Annotated in this window: 14 protein-coding genes and 1 pseudogene; 9 read left to right on the forward strand and 6 right to left on the reverse strand. The window is 67.8% G+C overall.

Annotated features, from left to right (window positions below):
* Positions 1-98: 98 nt before the first annotated feature.
* The 3 genes from ACLB90_RS08185 to ACLB90_RS08195 all read right to left on the reverse strand — a co-directional run bounded on the left by ACLB90_RS08185 (position 99) and on the right by ACLB90_RS08195 (position 3,336).
* Positions 99-677, reverse strand: coding sequence for a thioredoxin family protein (locus ACLB90_RS08185; protein WP_411852725.1), 579 nt, complete (start codon positions 675-677; stop codon positions 99-101).
* Positions 678-712: 35 nt separating this feature from the next.
* Positions 713-2,215, reverse strand: a complete 1,503-nt coding sequence (locus ACLB90_RS08190) for a peptide MFS transporter (RefSeq protein WP_411852444.1) — start codon at positions 2,213-2,215, stop codon at positions 713-715.
* A 242-nt stretch (positions 2,216-2,457) separates the two neighbouring features.
* Positions 2,458-3,336 (reverse strand): tryptophan 2,3-dioxygenase, encoded by an 879-nt coding sequence (locus tag ACLB90_RS08195; protein ID WP_411852445.1) that lies wholly within the window; start codon positions 3,334-3,336, stop codon positions 2,458-2,460.
* 323 nt (positions 3,337-3,659) lie between these two features.
* On the opposite strand from ACLB90_RS08195, the gene pdhA reads away from it, so the two are divergent.
* Genes pdhA through ACLB90_RS08215 form a run of 4 tightly spaced genes read left to right on the forward strand, consistent with a single transcriptional unit; the run spans position 3,660 to position 7,521 of the window.
* Positions 3,660-4,742, forward strand: coding sequence for a pyruvate dehydrogenase (acetyl-transferring) E1 component subunit alpha (gene pdhA / locus ACLB90_RS08200; RefSeq protein ID WP_411852446.1), 1,083 nt, complete (start codon positions 3,660-3,662; stop codon positions 4,740-4,742).
* Positions 4,735-5,805, forward strand: coding sequence for an alpha-ketoacid dehydrogenase subunit beta (locus ACLB90_RS08205; protein ID WP_411852447.1), 1,071 nt, complete (start codon positions 4,735-4,737; stop codon positions 5,803-5,805). Before pdhA ends, ACLB90_RS08205 begins: the two co-directional genes overlap by 8 nt.
* A gap of 1 nt (position 5,806) precedes the next feature.
* A complete protein-coding gene (locus ACLB90_RS08210; RefSeq protein ID WP_136004635.1) occupies positions 5,807-6,160 on the forward strand; it encodes an SH3 domain-containing protein in 354 nt (117 codons plus the stop codon).
* Positions 6,157-7,521 carry a dihydrolipoamide acetyltransferase family protein gene (locus ACLB90_RS08215; protein ID WP_411852448.1) on the forward strand — a complete coding sequence of 455 codons (1,365 nt, stop codon included), beginning with the start codon at positions 6,157-6,159 and terminating at the stop codon, positions 7,519-7,521. Before ACLB90_RS08210 ends, ACLB90_RS08215 begins: the two co-directional genes overlap by 4 nt.
* Before the next feature lie 104 nt (positions 7,522-7,625).
* Here the strand turns inward: ACLB90_RS08215 and ACLB90_RS08220 are convergent, their stop codons facing one another.
* A complete protein-coding gene (locus ACLB90_RS08220) occupies positions 7,626-8,267 on the reverse strand; it encodes an NAD-dependent dehydratase (RefSeq protein WP_411852449.1) in 642 nt (213 codons plus the stop codon).
* 144 nt (positions 8,268-8,411) lie between these two features.
* Between ACLB90_RS08220 and ACLB90_RS08225 the strand changes: the two genes are divergently transcribed.
* Genes ACLB90_RS08225 through ACLB90_RS08235 form a run of 3 tightly spaced genes read left to right on the forward strand, consistent with a single transcriptional unit; the run spans position 8,412 to position 11,204 of the window.
* On the forward strand, positions 8,412-9,974 hold the full coding sequence (locus ACLB90_RS08225; RefSeq protein ID WP_411852450.1) for a GGDEF domain-containing protein: 1,563 nt from the start codon (positions 8,412-8,414) through the stop codon (positions 9,972-9,974).
* Positions 9,975-10,024: 50 nt separating this feature from the next.
* Entirely contained in the window at positions 10,025-10,540 is a 516-nt protein-coding gene (locus tag ACLB90_RS08230) for an RNA polymerase sigma factor (protein ID WP_411852451.1), read from the forward strand.
* A 10-nt stretch (positions 10,541-10,550) separates the two neighbouring features.
* Positions 10,551-11,204: a hypothetical protein gene (locus ACLB90_RS08235; protein WP_411852452.1), complete on the forward strand. Its 654-nt coding sequence runs from the start codon at positions 10,551-10,553 to the stop codon at positions 11,202-11,204.
* Between the two features lie 68 nt (positions 11,205-11,272).
* On the opposite strand, the gene ACLB90_RS08240 is transcribed toward ACLB90_RS08235, so the two are convergent.
* The gene (locus tag ACLB90_RS08240) at positions 11,273-12,211 is read right to left on the reverse strand and encodes a DUF808 domain-containing protein (protein WP_411852453.1); all 939 of its coding nucleotides are present in this window, start codon (positions 12,209-12,211) and stop codon (positions 11,273-11,275) included.
* A gap of 179 nt (positions 12,212-12,390) precedes the next feature.
* Here ACLB90_RS08240 and ACLB90_RS08245 point away from each other — a divergent pair.
* Both ACLB90_RS08245 and ACLB90_RS08250 read left to right on the forward strand, forming a co-directional pair.
* Positions 12,391-14,034 (forward strand): annotated as a pseudogene (locus ACLB90_RS08245) (ABC1 kinase family protein); the annotation flags it as partial.
* Positions 14,035-14,239: 205 nt separating this feature from the next.
* Entirely contained in the window at positions 14,240-16,348 is a 2,109-nt protein-coding gene (locus tag ACLB90_RS08250; RefSeq protein WP_411852454.1) for a phosphoglycerol transferase I, read from the forward strand.
* A gap of 334 nt (positions 16,349-16,682) precedes the next feature.
* Here the strand turns inward: ACLB90_RS08250 and ACLB90_RS08255 are convergent, their stop codons facing one another.
* Positions 16,683-19,070 carry a DUF3772 domain-containing protein gene (locus ACLB90_RS08255; protein WP_411852726.1) on the reverse strand — a complete coding sequence of 796 codons (2,388 nt, stop codon included), beginning with the start codon at positions 19,068-19,070 and terminating at the stop codon, positions 16,683-16,685.
* Positions 19,071-19,134: the final 64 nt, after the last annotated feature.

Genomic DNA, 19,134 nt, shown 5'->3' on the forward strand with positions numbered 1-19,134 from the left:
GGCGGCGTTTCCGCGCGAGGCTCAGCGCACGATGCGTGCGTGCCACGCGGTGCGGAGCAGGATCAAAAAAAAGGCCGCGGAATCCGCGGCCTTTCCGGTCATGGCGCCGTCGGCGGCGCCCAGTCCTTCATGAAGGCGAAGAACCGTGTGCGGTTGTAGCCCTTCGGCTGGCCCTTCTCGGCCTCCAGCTCGCCGGTGAACTGCGAATGCAGCAGCGTGCCGTCGGCGTCGAGCACGAACAGGTGCGGATAGCCCTTGATCGCCGGGAACTGCGACAGGAAGGCCGTGTTCTCGTTGTCTTCGCTGTAGTTGACCTTCATCCACACGAAGTGGGCATCGCGGAAGCTGCGGATCTCCGCATCGCCCTCGATGAAGGCATCCATCAGGTGGCACCAGGTGCACCACTCCCCGCCCACGTCCAGCACGATGCGCTTGCCGCCGCGCTGGGCCTCGACCTTGGCCGTGGCCAGGTCCGCGACGGGATCGCGGCCCGGATCGAACTGCGCGTTGAGCGCGGCGACCGCCGCGACATCCGCGGCGGCCGGGGTGTTGCCCGAGGCCACCGGCTCGCCGGGATCGGCGACCGGTGGTTTCTGCTCGGTGGTGTCCAGCGGCTGCGCAGGAGCGGCGGTGGGCGCCGACGGCGAACAGGCGGCCAGCAGGCCGGCCAGAATCATCGGGGACACCCACGTGTTCATGCGCATCGCAGACCTCACTTGACGCCGTGCATCAGTTTGTTGATCAGCGGGGCGATCAGGAACAGCAGCGCGCCGGAACCGATCAATGCCCAGAAGCCGAAGGTGTAGCCCTTCAGTGCCGACTCGACGGTCATGCCGCCCTCGCCACTGACCGCGCCGGCGAAGATGCCCGACAGGTTGTTGCCGATGCCGGTGGACAGGAACCAGCCACCCATGCCGAAGCCGACCAGGCGCACCGGTGCCAGCTTGGTCACCATCGACAGGCCGATCGGCGACAGGCACAGCTCGCCCACGGACTGGATGACGTAGACCATGAACAGCGTCCAGAACGGGATCTTGCCGTCCACCACCATGCTCGACAGCGCCAGCATCAGCAGGGCGAACGCCGCGCCGTTGAACAGCAGGCCCAGGCCGAACTTGCGCGGAATCGACGGATTGGCGCGACCCAGCTTGATCCAGATCCAGGCGATGATCGGTGCCAGGGTGATGATGGCCACCGAGTTGACCGACTGGAACCACGCGGTCGGGAAGGTCCAGCCGCCCAGGTTGCGGTTGACGATGTTGTCGGCCAGGAAGGTGAAGGAGCTGCCGGCCTGTTCGAAGAACATCCAGAACATGACGTTGAAGGTGAAGATGATCAGCATCGCGATCACGCGGTCGCGCTGCACCTTGCCCTCGCGGATGCCCTCGACCAGCAGCAGCACGCCCAGCGCCACGAACATCACGCCCAGGATCCAGGCCAGTGCGGTGGCACCGGTGGAGAGCAGGAAGTAGGCAACCGGGATGGCCACGATGGACCCGACCAGCACCATGATGACGCGGCTGAACCCTTCGGCACCCGCCGGCGGCGCGCCGATGCCCTTCAGGCCGGCACGGCCAACGTAGAACCAGGCCAGGCTGATCAGCATGCCGATGCCCGATGCGATGAAGACCATCTTGTAGGACGGCATCGCCTGGGTACCGAACACGGCCTCGGCCAGGTACTGGGTCAGCACCGGGGCGATCATCGCGCCGATGTTGATGCCCATGTAGAAGATGGTGAAGCCCGAGTCGCGGCGCTCATCCTTCAGGCCGTACAGCTTGCCGACCATCGTGGAGATGTTGGGCTTGAACAGGCCGTTGCCGATGATGATCGTGGCCAGGCCCAGCTCGAAGATCTCCTTGTTGGGCATTGCGACCATGAACAGGCCGGCGGCCATGATCACCGCGCCGGTCAGGATCGACCGCTGGTACCCCAGCACCCGGTCGGCGACGTAGCCACCGAAGATCGCCGCGGCATAGACCAGCGCCAGGTAGGCGCCGTAGGTGCGGCTGGCGGCGGCCTGGCCGGCCGAATCGCCCTGGAAGAACTGCGAGACGATGTACAGCACCAGCGCCCAGCGGATGCCGTAGAACGCGAAGCGCTCCCAGAATTCGGTCATGAACAGCATCCACAACGGGCGCGGATGGCCCAGCGTGGTCTTGAACTCCGGCAGCGCCGGTTCGGGAACGGATTTCGCGGCGGCGTCTACGCTCATGCGGGATTCCTGGGTTCGGTGGATGACATGCACGTCCGATGTGCCAAACAGCGCGGGAGAATCCCAGACCAACCACGTTCACGTCAAATACACGCCGATTCGTGCAGCTCGGCGCGCGCTCGCTGAACTTGCACGCCCATTGCCCCCGGCCGGTCGGCCAGCGCAGCAACGGCGGGGGCTGCGGCCGCGCCGACGGTCATCGGCGCGTCATGATGAATGGGCGCCGGCGGGGTCCGGCGCGATCAGGCGTCCGGCGGCATCGGATCGTCGTTGCGGATCGTCGTGCGCACCTGGAACAGCTCCGGGAAGAAGGTCAGCTCCAGCGCCTGGCGCAGGAAGCCCACCCCGCTGGACCCACCGGTACCGCGCTTGAAGCCGATCACCCGCATCACGGTGCGCATGTGGCGGAAGCGCCACAGCTGGAAGGCGGTTTCCAGGTCCACCAGGTCCTCGCACAGCGAATACTCGCGCCAGAAGCGGTCGGTGTTCTGGTAGATCCGCTCGAACACCGGGTGCAGCGCGTCGTCGGCCACGTGCGGCTGCTGCCAGTCGCGGCCCGCGTAGGCGGCGGGCACCGGATGGCCGAAGCGGGCCAGGTAGCGCAGGAACTCCTCGTACAGGCTGGGCGCATCGAGCACCTGCTGCAGCTGCGCCTGGCCGGCCGGGTCGTGCGAGAACACCTGCAGCATCTGGGCGTTCTTGTTGCCCAGCAGGAATTCGATGTAGCGGTACTGCAGCGACTGGAAGCCCGACGACGGACCCAGCACGTCGCGGAACCCCATGTATTCGGACGGCGTCAGGGTTTCCAGCACCGACCACTGCTCGGTCAGCTGGCGCAGCACCTGCTTGCTGCGGGCCAGCACCTTGCGGCATTGCCAGACCTCATCGCGCTGCAGGAAGCCGATCGCCGCGCGCAGTTCGTGCGCCAGCAGCTTCAGCCACAGCTCGGAGGTCTGGTGCTGGATGATGAACAGCATCTCATCGTGGTGCGGCGGGTTGGACAGCGGCTGCTGCGCGGACAACAGCTGGTCCAGCCGCAGGTAGCCGCCATAGGTCAGGCGCCCCTCCAGATCGGTGTGGATACCGGCTTCGAGATCGCGTTGGTTCTTGTCGACAGACATGGCGGGCGCCGCAGAAGGGGGAGAAAGGGTAGCGCAGAGCCGCACCGCCCGCCCGGCTGCCTCCCTACGCCGGGGTGTGGAGGCGGTTTTCTGCGCGGTCCGCGCGCCGCGGCCGGTTCGGCCGGGGGCACGCCACGCGCCGCTCATGCCCGGTTCCGGCAACTGAATACGTTGCAGTCATTGGCATTTGGTCACCTGTCTGCGGTATACCGGGGCGATGTCCACCGGGACACTTGCTGCGCCGCAGGACGGCTTTTTCCTACGCCTTCCTTAACATGGCAATTCATATCATTTGTAACTTCCTGTCGAAGGTGCAGTACGCAATGACGGTTGCCGCTGAGTTCAAGATCGAATACCTGCAGTACCTGGACACGGACGGCACGCTCGTCCGCGATGACCTGCCCGAAGCCCTGCGCGATCCCCGCGCATTGCTGCCGATGTTCAAGCAGATGCTGTTCGTGCGCGTGTTCGACGGCAAGTCGATCGCGCTGCAGCGCACCGGCAAGCTGGGGACCTATGCGGCCTGCCTGGGCCACGAGGCCGCGCACGTGGGCATCGGCGCGTCGATGCAGAAGGACGACGTGTTCGCGCCGTCCTACCGCGAGTATGGCGCCATGTTCATGCGTGGCGTGCGCCCGCGCGACGTCCTGATGTACTGGGGCGGCGACGAACGCGGCAACGACTACGGTGGCAACGCCGCCAAGGACTTCCCGTTCTGCGTGCCGATCTCCACCCAGTGCCTGCATGCCGCCGGCGCTGCGCTGAAGTTCAAGCTCAACAACGAAAAGCAGATCGCGGTGGCCGTGTGCGGCGACGGCGGCAGCTCCAAGACCGACTTCTATGCCGCACTGAATTCGGCCGGCGCCTACAAGCTGCCGCTGATCCTGTGCATCGTCAACAACGGCTGGGCCATCTCGGTCCCGCGTTCGGCCCAGACCGGTGCCGAAACGCTGGCGCAGAAGGGTCTGGCCGGCGGCCTGCACTGCCTGCAGGTGGATGGCAACGACCTGATCGCGGTGATGGCCGCCATGCTGCAGGCGCGCGACCGTGCGCTGGCCGGCGACGGCGGCACCGTGCTGGAACTGATGACCTACCGCCTGTCCGATCACACCACCGCCGATGACGCGCGCCGCTACCGCGACGACGCCGAGGTGAAGGATGCCTGGCAGCGCGAGCCGATGCTGCGCCTGCGCAAGTACCTCACCAATGCCGGCGTGTGGAGCGAGGAAGAGGAAGCCAGCTGGACCGCCGAATGCGGCAAGCGCGTGGACGAAGAGGTCAATCTGTACCTCAACACCCCGGTGCAGCCGGTCGAAGCGATGTTCGACTTCCTCTATGCCGATCCGCCGCAGGACCTGCTGGCCCAGCGTGCACAGGCGATCGCCCTGGAGCAGCGTCATGGATGAGATCAAGAACAACAGCGCCTCCAGCGCGCAGACCAATGCCGCCGACAGCGCCGCCATCGCGCGCGGAGAACCGAACATGACCACCACCCCGATCACCCTCATCGAAGCCATCACCCAGGCGCTCGCCTGGGAGCTGGAACACGACAAGTCGGTGCTGGTGCTGGGCGAGGACGTGGGTGTCAACGGCGGCGTGTTCCGCGCCACCGCCGGCCTGCAGCAGCGCTTCGGCGCCGACCGCATCCTGGACACCCCGCTGGATGAAACCACCATCGCCGGCCTGACCATCGGCCTGGCCGCACAGGGCATGAAGCCGGTTGCCGAAGCCCAGTTCGACGGCTTCATGTACCCGATGGTCGACCACATCGTCTGCCACGCCGCCCGCCTGCGTTACCGCACCCGTGGCCGCCTGCACTGCCCGATGGTGCTGCGCGTGCCGTGGGGCGGCGGCATCCGTGCGCCGGAACACCACAGCGAAGCGAACGAAGCGATCTTCACCAACGTACCGGGCCTGCGCGTGGTGCTGCCGTCGTCGCCGCAGCGCGCCTACGGCCTGCTGCTGGCCGCGATCCGCGAACCGGATCCGGTGATCTACATGGAGCCCAAGCGCATCTACCGCCAGTACAAGGAAGTCGTCGTCGATGATGGCGAAGCCCTGCCGCTGGACGTGTGCTTCGTGCTGCGCGACGGTACCGACGTCACCCTGGTCACCTGGGGTGCGCAGGTCAAGGAAGCGCTGGAAGCGGCCGACAAGCTGGCCGGCGAAGGCATCAGCGCCGAAGTGATCGACGTGGCCACGCTGCGTCCGCTCGACTTCGCCACCATCGCCGAATCGGTGGCCAAGACCGGCCGCTGCGTGATCGTGCAGGAAGCGCCGAAGACGGCGGGCTTCGGTGCGGAAATCGCCGCGCGCCTGGCCGAGGAGTCGCTGTACGACCTGCTGGCACCGGTCGAACGCGTCACCGGTTACGACACCCACATTCCGCTGTTCCGCCTGGAAATGAAGTACCTGCCCAGCGTGGACCGGATCGTGAGCGCGGCCAAACGCGCGGTTGCGGCGGGCTGACATGCGGGCCCGCCTCCTAGGCCCGTACCGCAGCCAGTATCCCAACCCGCTCCGGTTCCGCGCCGGCCAGATCGTCGAACTGGGTGTTCGCGACGAGGAATGGCCGGCATTTGCCTGGGTACGCACCGATGACGGGCGTGCCGGGTGGGCACCGGTGGCATGGTTGCAGCGGCTGGACGATGGTCGCGCAGAGGCGCTGCGCGACTACGACGCCCGCGAACTGGATGTGGACAGCGGCGAACTGGTCAAACTGCATCACGAACACGGTGGCTGGTGGTGGTCCGAACGCGCGAACGGCGCGACGGGCTGGCTGCCGGCCCGCGATCTCGAACTGCTGGAAGAGAACTGCACATGAGTGAGAACAAGAATTTCCACCTGCCCGACCTCGGCGAAGGCCTGCCCGACGCCACCATCGTCGAGTGGTTCGTCAAGGAAGGCGACGTGATCAAGCTGGACGAGCCGCTGGTCTCGATGGAGACCGCCAAGGCCGTGGTCGAAGTGCCCTCGCCGTTCTCCGGCACGGTGCTGAAGCTGGCCGGCGGCGCGGGCGACATCATCCCCACCGGCAGCGTGCTGGCACAGTTCCAGCTCGACCCGAACCTGCCGCAGCGCGCCGATGGCCAGGACACCGGCCACAGCCACGGGCATGCCGCACCTGCCGCCGCCCCGACCCCGCCGCCGATCCCGGCCGCGGCCGCGGCCGAAGAAGCCAAGCCCGCCGCCGAGCGTGATGACGCCGGCACCGTGGTCGGTGCGATGCAGAGCTCCAACGCCGTCCACGCCGAACAGGCGCTTGCGGTGGGCGGGGTCAAGGCCGTGCCGGCCGTGCGCGCCACCGCCCGCAAGCTGGGCGTGGACCTGAGCCGCGTGCGCGCCACCGGTGCCGATGGCGCGGTGACGATGGCCGACGTCAAGCAGGCTGCTGCCGATGGCAGCGCCAAGGTCGGTGCCGCACCGGCGCCGGTCGCTGCTGCGCCGGTGGCCGTTGCTGCCCCCGTGGCCCGCCAGAGCGAGGCCCGTGCCCCGCTGTCCGCTGCGGGCAAGCCGATGCGTACGCAGCCGCCGGGCGTGGTGGCCAAGGGCCAGCCGGAGCCGCTCAAGGGCGTGCGCCGCAACATGGCCCGGGTGATGGCCGACGCGCACAGCAAGGTCGTGCCGACCACGTTGAACGACGACGCCGACATCCACGCCTGGGTGCCGGGCAATGACGTCACCGCACGCCTGGTGCGTGCCATCGTGGTGGGCTGCCAGAAGGTGCCGGCGCTCAATGCCTGGTTCGACGGCGACGCGCTGACCCGCACCCTGCACGCGCATGTCGATGTGGGCATCGCGGTGGATACCGACGACGGTCTGTTCGTGCCGGCGCTGCGCAATGCCGACGTGCTGGACGCGCGCGGCATCCGCGAGGGCGTCAACCGCCTGCGCGAGCAGGTGGAATCGCGCGCGATCGCCGCCTCCGAGCTGAGCGGCTACACCATCTCGCTGTCCAACTTCGGCATGTTCGCCGGCCGCTACGCGACCCCGGTCGTGGTGCCGCCGTGCGTGGCCATCGTCGGTGCCGGCCGTGCCCGCCACCAGATGACCCCGGTGATGGGCGGCGTCGAAGCGCACAAGGTGATTCCGCTGTCGGTGACCTTCGACCACCGCGCGGCTACCGGCGGCGAAGCCGCCCGCTTCCTGCGCGCGATGCTGGATGATCTGGCACTGGCCAGCTGATCCACAGGCAATGCAGGCTGCCAGCCGCAGGTTGGCAGCACGAAGAAGCCGGGCATTGCCCGGCTTTTTTGTTGCTCCCCGCAGCAGCCTGGCGTAGTCCGGCGCTACCGGCGCGGGGCCAGTCGCGCCGAGTCGATGATGTGCACGCCCGGGCGCGGTGCCAGCGCCGCCTCCAGCATCTCCCCGGCGATGGTCTGCGCCGGGTTGATCCGCCAGGCACGCGGTAGCACCGGACCCAGCGCGCCCAGCACCACGCTGGCCAGGTGCTCGCCCGGCCGCCGCTCGGTGCGCTCGCCGCCGATCAGCCCGGGGCGCACCAGCGTCAGCGAGGGATACCCCAGCCCGCGCAGGTCCTGCTCCAGTCGGCCTTTGACCCGGTTGTAGAAGAACCGCGACGCCGGATCGGCACCCATCGCCGAGTTCAGCACGAAGGCATGGGCCCCGTGCGCCTGGGCCAGCGTGGCTACCTGCAGCGGGTAGTCGTGGTCGACCCGCGCGAATGCCTCCCGGCTGCCGGCCTGCCTGATCGTGCTGCCCAGCGCACAGATCACCGCATCCACCGCCCACCAGTCCGCATCCGTTGGCAGCCGCTCGAAATCGACCACCGGGTTGTGCAGCACCGGGTCGGTCACGTTGAGTGGCCGCCGCGTCGGCGCCACGACCGCATCGCAGCGCGCGTCGTCCAGCAGCTGCTCCAGGACCTGTCCGCCGACCAGCCCGGTCGCCCCCACCAGCATCACCTTCATCGCACGCTCCTGCTTTTCGATTGCCTACCATCGTGGCATATCGGCCGTGCCTGCCCGGTGGGTTCAAGCCGGCGTGCCCGGCGCCGATACTGTTCCAACCTCTTCCCCGCCCGGCCCTGCCGGAAGCCTGCCAAGGACCTGCGCATGACGGACCCGCACGACGCTCCCCCCAGCCCCGGTACCGCCGTGGGCCGGCTGCTGTCGCGGCGCCAGGTCGACACCCGGCTGGTCGAGGACGTCGGTGTGGCGGCCCCCGGCCCCAAAGGCGGCAGCAGCGCGATGCTGCAGCGCCTGTTCGCCGGTGCCGAACAGCCCGAACCGCTGCTGGCCGCCTTTGCCAATGGCATGTCCACCCTGCCCGGCGAGCTGGGCGACATGGGCCTGCGGCTGCAGTCGGCGCAGCGCAGTGCGGACTGGGTCAGCTATGGCCGCGCGATGCGCCAGCTGATCGACAAGTACATCCGCACCATCGAGCAGGAAAGCCCCGACGGCCAGCCCGACAGCCTGCGCCTGCGCGAGCTGCTGCGGCATACGCTCGGGGTCACGGTGGCCAGCCTGCTGCAGAACATGCCCGAACTGAAGGACGAGCCGGCACGCATCGCCGGCGACCTGCGCCACTGGCATCCGGGCCAGCCGCTGTTGCCCATCGAGCAGCGGCTGCGTGAGCTCACCCACCAGATCGGCGTCCGCAGCGATGGCTGGCAGGAGCAGCAGGAGCTGCTGCTGAGCCTGTTCGACCTGCTGCTGGACAACATCGGCGAGCTGCTCGACGACAGCAGCTGGCTGCACGGCCAGGTGCACGCGGTGCGCGCCCTGATCAGCGGCCCGCTGGACCGCGACTCGGTGGACCAGGCGCGCGCCAACCTGCGCGAGGTGATCTACAAGCAGGGCCTGCTCAAGCAGGGCATCAGCGACTCCAAGGTCGCGATGAAGCACCTGATGGGCGGCTTCATCGAACGCCTGGACGGCATGGCGGTCAGTACCGGCGAATACCATGACCGGATCAGCAGCTATGCCTTGGCGCTGAAAGAGGCGCGCAGCATCGCCGACCTCAACCTGCTGCTGCAGGACGTGCTGCAGGATACCGGCCGCGTGCAGGAGCAGGCCCTGCAGGCACGCGACCACCTCGGCAACGCCCGCCGCGAGGTCGAACAGGCCGAGGCCCGCATTGCCGAACTGGAGCAGGAACTGCGCGATGTCTCCGGCCTGGTCCGCACCGATCCGTTGACCGGCGCGCTCAACCGCCGTGGCTTCGACGAACTGCTGGAGCGCGAGCTGGCCCGGGCCGCGCGCCATGCCCACCCGCTGGCGCTGGCGCTGATCGATCTGGACGACTTCCACCACACCAACGACGCCCACGGCCACGCCGGCGGCGATGCGGTACTGCGCCATCTGGTGGCGGTCTGCCAGCTGCACCTGCGCAGCAGCGATGCGATCGCACGCCTGGGCGGTGACGAGTTCGTGCTGCTGCTGCCGGAGACGCCGGGCGCGGACAGCATGTCCACGCTGCTGCGCCTGCAGCGCTCGCTGGCCCAGCGCCCGCTGCCGCTGGACCAGCAGCGGGTGCCGGTGCACTTCAGCGCCGGCATTGCCCAGTGGCTGCCCGGTGAGGACGCCGACACGCTGCTGCGCCGCGCCGATGCCGCCCTGTATGCGGCCAAGCGGGTCGGCAAGAACCGCGTGCAGGCGGCCGACCCACCGCGCTGATCACGCCCTGTGATATCGGCCGCGTCCGTGCGAATCATCCGGGTATGGACATGACTTCCACCGCCGCCGCCGATCCCCGCGCCCGCTTCGCCGCGCTGCTGGCCCAGCACCGCGGCATCGTGCTGAAGATCGCCCGGGGCTACTGCGCCCACCAGGAAGATCGGCTGGACCTGATCCAGGAGATCAGCGTGCAGGCCTGGGACGCCTTCGACGGCTTCGATCCCGCACGGGCGCGCTTCTCCACCTGGCTGTACCGGGTTGCGTTGAATGTGGCCATCTCGCAGTTGCGCCGCCAGCAGCTGCGCCAACGCCATCACGCGGTGCTGGACGATGCGGCCGTGGCCGCCGACGACAGCGCCCCGGCCGAACACCGGCATACGCTGCGGCAGCTGGAGGCGGCGATCCGCGATCTGCCACCGCTGGATCGCGCGCTGATGCTGCTGCACCTGGACGACCACGACCACCGCCAGATCGCCGAGATCCTGGGCATCAGCAGTGCCAATGTCTCCACCCGCCTGCACCGCCTGCGCCAGCAGCTGCGGGCGCGCTTCGACCCCACTCCCTGAGGGCACCGCCATGCACAACGACCCACTCAAGCAGCTCTGGCACCAGTACGGCGGTGCCGACGGCAGCGAAGGCCCCGTCGCGATGGAGGCCTGGCGCCACCACCGGCAGCACGCCGCGCAACGCCAGCTGTCCGCCTTCGGCGCGGTGCAGGCCGTGCAGCTGGTGTTCTGGCTGGCACTGGCGATCTACTGCGGCAACGTGTGGTGGCAGCAGCCACCGCTGGCGGTGATGGTCAGCGCACTGGCGCTGCATGCCTACAGCGTGGCGGTGATCATCGCCAGCGCCGCACGGCTGCACCTGCGCCGGCAGCTGCAGCCCGACCAGCCTGTGCTGCAGCAGTCGCGCCTGTTGGCCTCGCTGCGCATGCAGACCGCCGTAGGCGAACTGCTGCTCGGGCTGCCCTGGTGCTGGCTGTGGCTGGCGGTACCGGTGCTGCTGGTCTGGCAGGCGTGGGGGGTGGACCTGGCGGTATTCGCGGCCCGCTGGCTGCTGGTGTCGCTGGTCGCCGGCACAGCGCTGATGGTGGCGCTGCTGGTGCTGGCACGGCGCTGGTTCACCCGCGATCCGCAGTCGCCGCGCCTGCAACGTGCCATCGACACCCTCTCCGGGCGCCGGTTGGCGCAGGCGCGTGCCGAGCTGGACGGATTGCGCGACTGGCCGTAGCGCCGGGTTCTACCCGGCCGGGGACGTGCGCACCACCAGCAGCCGGGTAGAACCCGGCGCTACGGGCGTCAATGCGCGGCGTGCTTGCCGCGCAGCTTCTGGATGGCGGTAACCGCGGCCAGCACGATCGCACCGGCGATCACGCCGACCACCATGTTGCCCAGCGCGTTGACCAGCCAGCCCCACGAGCCTTCGCCGCCGAGTGACAGCACCAGGTGATGCAGCGCCGGCACGTTGTGCACCAGGATGCCGCCGCCCACCAGGAACATCGCGGCGGTGCCGGCCACCGACAGGAACTTCATCAGCCAAGGCGCGGCCACCAGCAGGCCACGGCCGAACGCGGCCAGCGCCGCGCCCTTGCGCGACAGGTACAAGCCGAGGTCGTCCAGCTTCACGATGCCGGCCACCAGCCCATACACGAACACGGTCATGGCCAGCGCGATGACCACCAGCGCGGTCACCTGGTTGAGGAACGGCGCAGCGGACACCACGCCCAGCGACAGCACGATGATTTCGGCCGAGAGAATGAAGTCGGTGCGGATCGCGCCCTTCACCTTGTCGTTCTCCCACGCCACCATGTCCACCTTCTCGTCGGCCAGCGCCTTCACCCGCTCGGCCTTCTTCTGTTCGTCCTCTTCCTTCGAATGCAGGAAGCGGTGTGCCAGCTTCTCCACGCCTTCAAAGCACAGGAACGCGCCGCCGATCATCATCAGCGGAACCACGATCGGCACCGGATAGCCCTTGCCGCGCAGCCAGGCTTCCAGCGCGCTGATCGCCAGCGCGGCCGGCACCAGGATCGCCTTGTTGACCAGCGAGCCCTTGGCCACCGCCCACACCACCGGCAGTTCGCGGTTGGCGCTGACGCCGGTAACCTGCTGCGCGTTCAGCGCCAGATCGTCGCCGAGCACGCCGGCGGTCTTTTTGGCCGCGACCTTGGTCAGCACCGACACGTCATCCAGCAGCGACGCAATGTCATCGAGCAACGCGAACAGACTGGCACCGGCCATGAGGCTTCCAAAGGATCGATCGAAGCGCCGATTCTGACCGATCCTGCCCCGTTCGCGGTAGATGCCGCCGGATTCACCGCTCCACCACCGGCGCCCGGCCACACTGCGGTGGATCGCCGTTGCCGGAGCCCTGCTTGAATACGCCCCCTGTCGCCCCCGGTTCGCCCTCGCTGGTCAAGGGCATGAACCGCCGCAGCCAGATCCTGCGGCTGTTGCTGCGCTACCGCCATTCCGGCGTGTTCTCCGGCATGAACCTGGATGCCCGGGCCGTGCATGACCTGCCGCCCGAGGGCAATCCCGAGCAGTTCGTGACCGACCTGGAGGCACTGGGCCCCACCTTCGTCAAACTCGGCCAGATGCTCTCCACCCGGCCGGACATGGTGCCGGTGGAGTTCGCCACGGCGCTGGAGCGGATGCAGGAGAAGGTTGCGCCGATCCCGGTGGAGCGCATCTACGCGATCATCGAGCAGGAGCTGGGCGCCTCGGTATCCAAACTGTTCGCCTCGTTCGACCCGGTCCCGCTGGGCTGCGCGTCGATCGCGCAGGTGCACCGCGCGGAACTGCATGACGGGCGCGCAGTGGCGGTGAAGGTGCAGAAGCCAGAAGTGGCCGCGCAGCTCCGCTCGGACCTGGACGTGCTGCGCAGCTTCGCGCTGGCCGCCGACCATCTCACCCAGGTCGGGCGCCGGGTGCGTCTGCGCGACTGGCTCAATGAGTTCGCCAAAACCCTGATGCAGGAACTGGACTACCAGGCCGAAGCGGAAAACCTGCAGCGCTTCGGCCAGCACCTGCGTCCGTTCAAACCCTTGTGGGTGCCACAGCCGATCTGGGACTACTGCAGCCATCGCGTACTGACGATGGAGCTGGCGCAGGGTGTGCGGGTGGACATGATTCCCGACGTGCGCCGCACCGAGCAGCCGATGGCGCCGCTGGCGGCGGCACTGATCCGCGGCTATGTCGATCAGATCTTCGTGCATGGCGAGATCCATGCCGATCCGCATCCTGGCAACCTGCGCGTCACCCCGGCCGGGCGCCTGGCGATCTTCGACCTCGGCATGGTCGCGCACATGCCGCCACGGCTGCGCGAGCGGCTGTTGAAGCTGCTGTTCGCTGCGGTGGACGGCCGCGGCGAGGAAGTGGCCGACGAGATCATCGGCATCAGCACGCGGCTGGAGTCGTTCGATGAGGAACGCTACCTGCGCGAGACCGGCCAGGTGATCGCGCGCTATGCCGCCAACAGCAGCTTCTCCGAAGGCCGCGTGGTGCTCGACCTGGTCCGCATCGCCACCGCCAGCGGCCTGCGCACACCGCCCGAGCTGAGCCTGCTCGGCAAGGCACTGCTCAACCTGGAAACGGTGTGCCGGCTGTTGTCGCCCGATCTGGACACACGCCGCATCGTCGAACGCCAGTTGCAGCATGTGATGCGCGCGCGCCTGAAGAAGTCGCTGTCGGCGGCCAACCTGGCCAGCGAAGCGATGGAGATGCAGCAGCTGCTGCGCGATGGGCCGCGCAAGATGACCGACATTCTCGCGCTGCTGGCCGAGAACCGGTTGCAGATGAAGGTGACGGGCCTGGAAGAATCGCGGTTGATGGAGAACCTGCAGAAGATCGCCAACCGTGTCTCCGCCGGCATCGTTACCGCCGCGCTGATTCTGGCAGCGGCGATGATGATGAAAGTGGACACCGGCTGGCACCTGTTCGGCTACCCGGCCATCGCATTCACGTTGATGTTGATCGGCGTGTTCCTCGGGCTTGGCATCATCCTGAGTGCGCTGATATTCGATCGTCGCGCACGTTCGAAGGAAGAACGCGGGCATCGTTGACGCGCGTTTTCACGCGCGTTTTACGTCGCAGATGGCAGTGCGATAAACGACATTTGCTGTCGTTCAAAACAAACATTTCAGTCAGGTTCGTGCAGGCATGATCGGGTCATCGGCCTGTCATGCAGATGTGGTTGGACAGCCGGTCGGATGGGAATCACGTCGTCATGACGTCCATCACCACCTGTCTCCGCTGCCGAATGTGCCTATGCTCTGGATCCTGCTGCTGTCGCTGTTGCTGCTCGCCTGGCTGTTGCTCGCATCACGCACGTGGGTGTGGTGGAAGGCCGGCCTGATGTCGCTGCTGATGGTGGCACTCAGCACGTGGTGGTTGATCGACAAGCTCTCCGGCGATGGGCTCAATGCCGCCACCCTGTATCACCTGGGGGCGGACATGGAAGGCGCCGGCATCGCCGATTTCAAAACCTACATCGCCGGCTACATCGTGCTGCTGCTGGTGTCGCTGCTGCCGCTGGCGATGACGCGGCTGCGCCGTTGGCAGCGCAGCGGACACGGCGTTGCCATCTTCGGTGGCTTCCTGGCGGTGTGGTTCGGCGCGATCCTGGTCAGCCCGCTGTATCACGATGGCCAGCGCCTGTACCAGCAGATGCGCCCGGTCGATTACAGCATGGTGGCACCGGAGTACCGCGTGCCGCAGCAGCCGCTGCGCAAGCCGCGCAACATCGTCTGGATCTACGGTGAAAGCCTGGAGCGCACCTATCTGGACGAGACCACGTTCCCCGGCCTGATGCCCAACCTCAACCGCCTCGCCGCTCAGTCGCTGGACGTGCGCGGGCTGGCCTCGGCCGAAGGCGGCGGCTGGACCATCGCCGGGCTGGTGTCGTCGATGTGCGGCGTACCGCTCACCACTGCGCAGGGCGATGAAAACAGCATGGGCCGCATGGGCAGCTTCCTGCCCGAGGCGGTGTGTCTGGGCGATTACCTCAAGCAGCAGGGGTACACCAACCACTATCTGGGGGGCGCCAACGGCCAGTTCGCCGGCAAGGGCCAGTTCCTGGCCACGCACGGGTTCGATGCGGTCGATGATCTGGCCTGGTTCAAGCAGCAGAAGATCGCGCGCTCGCACTTCTCCACCTGGGGCGTGCATGACGATGTGCTGCTGGACAAGGCCTACGACCGCTTCATGCAGCTCTCGCGCAAGGGCGAGCCGTTCATGCTCACCACGCTCACGATGGACACCCACCATCCGGCCGGGCATCTGCCGGTGGCCTGCAAGCGCACCCGCTATCAGAGCGACTACGGCAACATCGGCCTGCTCAACGCGCTCAAGTGCACCGATGGCCTTATCTCCCGCCTGGTCGATCGCATCCAGGCCAGCCCGTATGGCGACGACACGCTGATCGTGATCGCCTCGGACCACCTGGCCATGCCCAACGATCTCAGCCATGTGCTGGCCAACCAGACGCGCGAGAACCTGCTGCTGTTCCTCGGCAAGGACATCGCCCCGCGCCAGCTGGCCGCCACCGATGCCTCCACGCTGGATTCGGGCGCCACCCTGCTCAGCCTGATCGAGCCGCAGATCAACGCCATCGGCTTCGGCCGCTCGCTGCTCGACCCCAAGCGTGCCGACCATGCCAGCGCGAGCGCGGCGGCGTTCCGCGACAAGGGCCGGGACTACCCGCGTTACCTGGCCTTCTCACGTTCGCTGTGGCTGGGCGACAAGACCCGGCAGCTGCGCATCGATGACGACAACCAGGTGGTGGTCGGGCTGCAGCATGTGCAACCGCCGGTGCTGCTGGAGTACGACAAGCAGTGGGACCTGAAGTCGGTGTACCTGGAAAACACCTCCAAGCAGTTCGACCTGGCCGATCCGGCCAACACCCTGGCCTATGTGGATCGCTGCACCGCCTTCGAGGATGGCTCGGCCGATGGCGACTGGTGCGCCATGCTGGTCAACCAGGACAAGGGCATCAAGCTGTTCCGCGACGAGCAGCTGCGTACCGGCATTGCCGTGGACGGTCCGCTGGACCCGACCACCGGCCCGCGCCCGAGCATCCGCCAGGCGCACATGATCACCCAGAAGGGCCGCCGCACCCGCGCCGGCCAGTACATGCTGCAGATGGTGGCCAGGCAGTCGCCCGACCGCGGCTTCTGGATCGAGGCGGTGTCCTCGCAGCGCAAGGTGGTGGTGGCCCAGCAGTGGGTGCAGCCGGACGCCGAGGGCCGCATCAACGTGCCGTTCGGGCTGGATCACGAAGTGGACGATCTGGAAATCCGCGCGTGGTTGAACCACGCCGAGAAGCTGGCCGTGGATACCTTCGCGCTGGTGCCGTCACGCCGCGGCAACCGCGGCTGACAGCGCGCGGAGCCGGTGGCCGGGGTTGCCGGCCAGCGGCCGGCACTACCGTGCGGATGCAGAGGTTATCGGGTTGCCGGCCAGCGGCCGGCATTACCGTGCGGATGCAGGGGTTATCGGGTTGCCGGCCAGCGGCCGGTATTACCGTGCGGACGCAGGGGCTATCGGGTTGCCGGCCAGCGGCCGGCACTACCGTGCGGATGCAGGGGTTATCGGGTTGCCGGCCAGCGGCCGGCACTACCGTGCGGATGCAGGGGCTATCGGGTTGCCGGCCAGCGGCCGGCATTACCGGGGTGGATGCCTGGGGTGTCGGGTTGCCGGCCAGAGGTTGGCATTACGGATCGCGTACCAGGTGGATGTCGGTCGGCGAGGACAGGGCGATGCCGGCGGCGGCGAAGCTCTGCAGCATGTTGAAGTACAGGTCGCTGCGCACCCCGTACACGGCGCGCGGGCCGGATACGTAGGCGAAGCTGTTGATCGCGATCTGGCCGTTGGCGATCGAATCGATGAACACCGACGGCGCCGGATCGGCCAGCACCGCCACATGCGCGGCATAGGCATCCAGCAGGATCTGGCGTACCGCAGCCACATCGGTGCTCAGCGGCACCGAGAACTGGATCTGGATGCGCCCCTGCGCATTGCCCATCGTCATGTTGCGGATGGTCTTGGTGATCAGTTCCGAGTTGGGCACGATCAGGGTGGATTTGTCGCCGACCTGGATTTCGGTCGAGCGCACGCTGATCCGCTTGATGTCGCCTTCCTGATCGCCCAGTTTGACCCAGTCACCGATCTTCACCGGCCGCTCGGCCAGCAGGATCAGGCCGGAGACGAAGTTCTGGGTGATCGCCTGCAGGCCAAAGCCGATACCCACCGACAGCGCGCTGACCACCAGCGCCAGCTTCTCGAAACCGATGCCCAGCGCGGTCAGGCCCCACAGCACGGCAGCGATGATGCCCAGGTAGCGGGTGACGGTGCTGATGGAGTTGCGCGCGCCGGCATCCAGTTCGGTCTTCGGCAGGTAGGTTTCGGTGAGCCAGCGCTGGAACGCCTGCATGACCGCCCATACCACCAGGAACACCAGCAGCGCATACACCACGCTGCTCGGCTTGAGCGTGGTTTCGCCGATCTTCAACCCGCCCGACAGCGTATCCAGCCCGCCGTAGAACGCGTTGAGGTTGCCGAATGGCACGGCGAGCGCCAGCACCGCCAGCAGGATCACCCCGATGCGCAGTACCGCCGACAGCAGCACCCCGGCCTGTTCGATCCGTGCCTCGCTCAGCCCGGTGGTCAGCACGATGCTCTGCCCCACCCGGCTGCTGGGCGACAGCGCCGTGGTGGCCAGGTCATCGGCGAACTTGAGCAGCAGCGAGGCCGCCAGCAGCACCACTGCACCCCAGACCAGCTGCTGGGCCACGAACAGCGCGAAGTTGAGGTAGCCCAGCAGGGTCGCGATGACGGCCGCAGCCACCACCACATGCCCGGCCACGCGTGCCAGGACGATCCAGCCGCTCCTGCGCGGCACGCCCTTGGCCTTGCCATCGGCCTTGGCCTTGCCATCGCTGTCCTGCGCCTCAAGCTTGGCAGCGGCCTCGGCGGCCTGGCGGCGGTGCAGCCGCGCCAGCGACACCAGGATGGCGATGATCAGCCCCATGTACGTGATGGCAACCAGCCCGTCGACCGCAACGGTGGTGATCTCGCTGGTGCGCGAGGCGCGGTTGATCTCCACCAGCAGGATGCCGATGAAGGTCAGCCCCGCCGCGCCCCAGGCGTACTTGCGCAGCCGCCAGGCGGCGCTGTCATCGAGCGCCAGCAGCCGCCATGAAGGCCGCTTGGGCACCAGCAGGCACGCGCTCAGCGCCGTGATGAAGGCGGCGACGAAGGTGGCCACCTGGAAGTGCAGTGCCAACTGCTGCAGCCGGGGCGGAATCGCGCCGATCGAGTCGAGCGAGGCAACCAGCACGACCGCCGCGAACCCCGGCAGCAACGTTCCCACCGCCAGCAGCCACACGGCCAGCCCGGACCGGCGCAGGCGGCCATCCGGGGCGCGTTCGGACGCTGCATAGCGGCGGCCCAGCGCGCGCAGCCACAGGCGCAGCGGGAAGAACATCACCAGCGCCAGCACCAGCCCGGTCAGCGGCGCTCCCCAGCCATGTTCGGCGATGGCCTTGCGTGCGGTGTTTTCGCCCTGCCGGTACAGCAGCACCAGGCGGTGGATGTCGGCCGGCACATGGGTGGCGAACTGTCGCCACAACGAGGGCGACAGCGGCGAATTGACCTTGCGCGCCAGTTCCTCGCTGAACTGCGTCACGCGCATTTTCTCGATATCCGCGCTCAGCTGTTTGGCATTGTCGGCGAGCAGGTTGGCCCGCGCGATGGCCGAGGCGATGTCGGCCCGCTGCTGGGTCATGGCCTTGCGCTGCTGCGCGATGTCGCGTGCTTCGGTCGCCCCTTCGGGCACCTCGCCCAGCTGCGCCAGCCGTCCTTCAACCTGCTTCAGCTGCGGGTCCAGCGCGTCGCGCGCCGCCTTCGCATCGCGCTGCACCGCCAGGGCGCGGTCGGACAGCGTCTTGAGCGTATCCAGGGTATCGCCGTCGTCCAGCGAGGCCTGGATCTGCTTGAGGTCCTTGTCGGCCTGCGCCAGCTGCGCGATGGGATCGGCCTCGGCCGGATCGTCGTTCTGGGCCAGCGCCAGCGGCGCCATCCCCAGCCAGGCCAGCAGCATCAACCAGGCCAGCGGCCGCGACAGGAAAGAAGGGAAACGGGAAGACAAACCGGCGCACCACGGG

The sequence above is a fragment of the Stenotrophomonas sp. LGBM10 genome (genome assembly GCF_046736075.1).
GTDB lineage: Bacteria > Pseudomonadota > Gammaproteobacteria > Xanthomonadales > Xanthomonadaceae > Stenotrophomonas.

What these genes read in the sequence shown, in the direction of transcription:
- pdhA (WP_411852446.1), top strand. Translation starts at nt 3,660, where the DNA reads ATGACGGTTGCCGCTGAGTTCAAGATCGAATACCTGCAGTACCTGGAC.
- ACLB90_RS08240 (WP_411852453.1), bottom strand. Translation starts at nt 12,211, where the DNA reads ATGGCCGGTGCCAGTCTGTTCGCGTTGCTCGATGACATTGCGTCGCTG.
- ACLB90_RS08225 (WP_411852450.1), top strand. Translation starts at nt 8,412, where the DNA reads ATGACGGACCCGCACGACGCTCCCCCCAGCCCCGGTACCGCCGTGGGC.
- ACLB90_RS08195 (WP_411852445.1), bottom strand. Translation starts at nt 3,336, where the DNA reads ATGTCTGTCGACAAGAACCAACGCGATCTCGAAGCCGGTATCCACACC.
- ACLB90_RS08250 (WP_411852454.1), top strand. Translation starts at nt 14,240, where the DNA reads ATGCTCTGGATCCTGCTGCTGTCGCTGTTGCTGCTCGCCTGGCTGTTG.
- ACLB90_RS08255 (WP_411852726.1), bottom strand. Translation starts at nt 19,070, where the DNA reads ATGCTGCTGGCCTGGCTGGGGATGGCGCCGCTGGCGCTGGCCCAGAAC.
- ACLB90_RS08235 (WP_411852452.1), top strand. Translation starts at nt 10,551, where the DNA reads ATGCACAACGACCCACTCAAGCAGCTCTGGCACCAGTACGGCGGTGCC.
- ACLB90_RS08215 (WP_411852448.1), top strand. Translation starts at nt 6,157, where the DNA reads ATGAGTGAGAACAAGAATTTCCACCTGCCCGACCTCGGCGAAGGCCTG.
- ACLB90_RS08230 (WP_411852451.1), top strand. Translation starts at nt 10,025, where the DNA reads ATGACTTCCACCGCCGCCGCCGATCCCCGCGCCCGCTTCGCCGCGCTG.
- ACLB90_RS08220 (WP_411852449.1), bottom strand. Translation starts at nt 8,267, where the DNA reads ATGAAGGTGATGCTGGTGGGGGCGACCGGGCTGGTCGGCGGACAGGTC.
- ACLB90_RS08185 (WP_411852725.1), bottom strand. Translation starts at nt 677, where the DNA reads ATGATTCTGGCCGGCCTGCTGGCCGCCTGTTCGCCGTCGGCGCCCACC.
- ACLB90_RS08210 (WP_136004635.1), top strand. Translation starts at nt 5,807, where the DNA reads ATGCGGGCCCGCCTCCTAGGCCCGTACCGCAGCCAGTATCCCAACCCG.
- ACLB90_RS08190 (WP_411852444.1), bottom strand. Translation starts at nt 2,215, where the DNA reads ATGAGCGTAGACGCCGCCGCGAAATCCGTTCCCGAACCGGCGCTGCCG.
- ACLB90_RS08205 (WP_411852447.1), top strand. Translation starts at nt 4,735, where the DNA reads ATGGATGAGATCAAGAACAACAGCGCCTCCAGCGCGCAGACCAATGCC.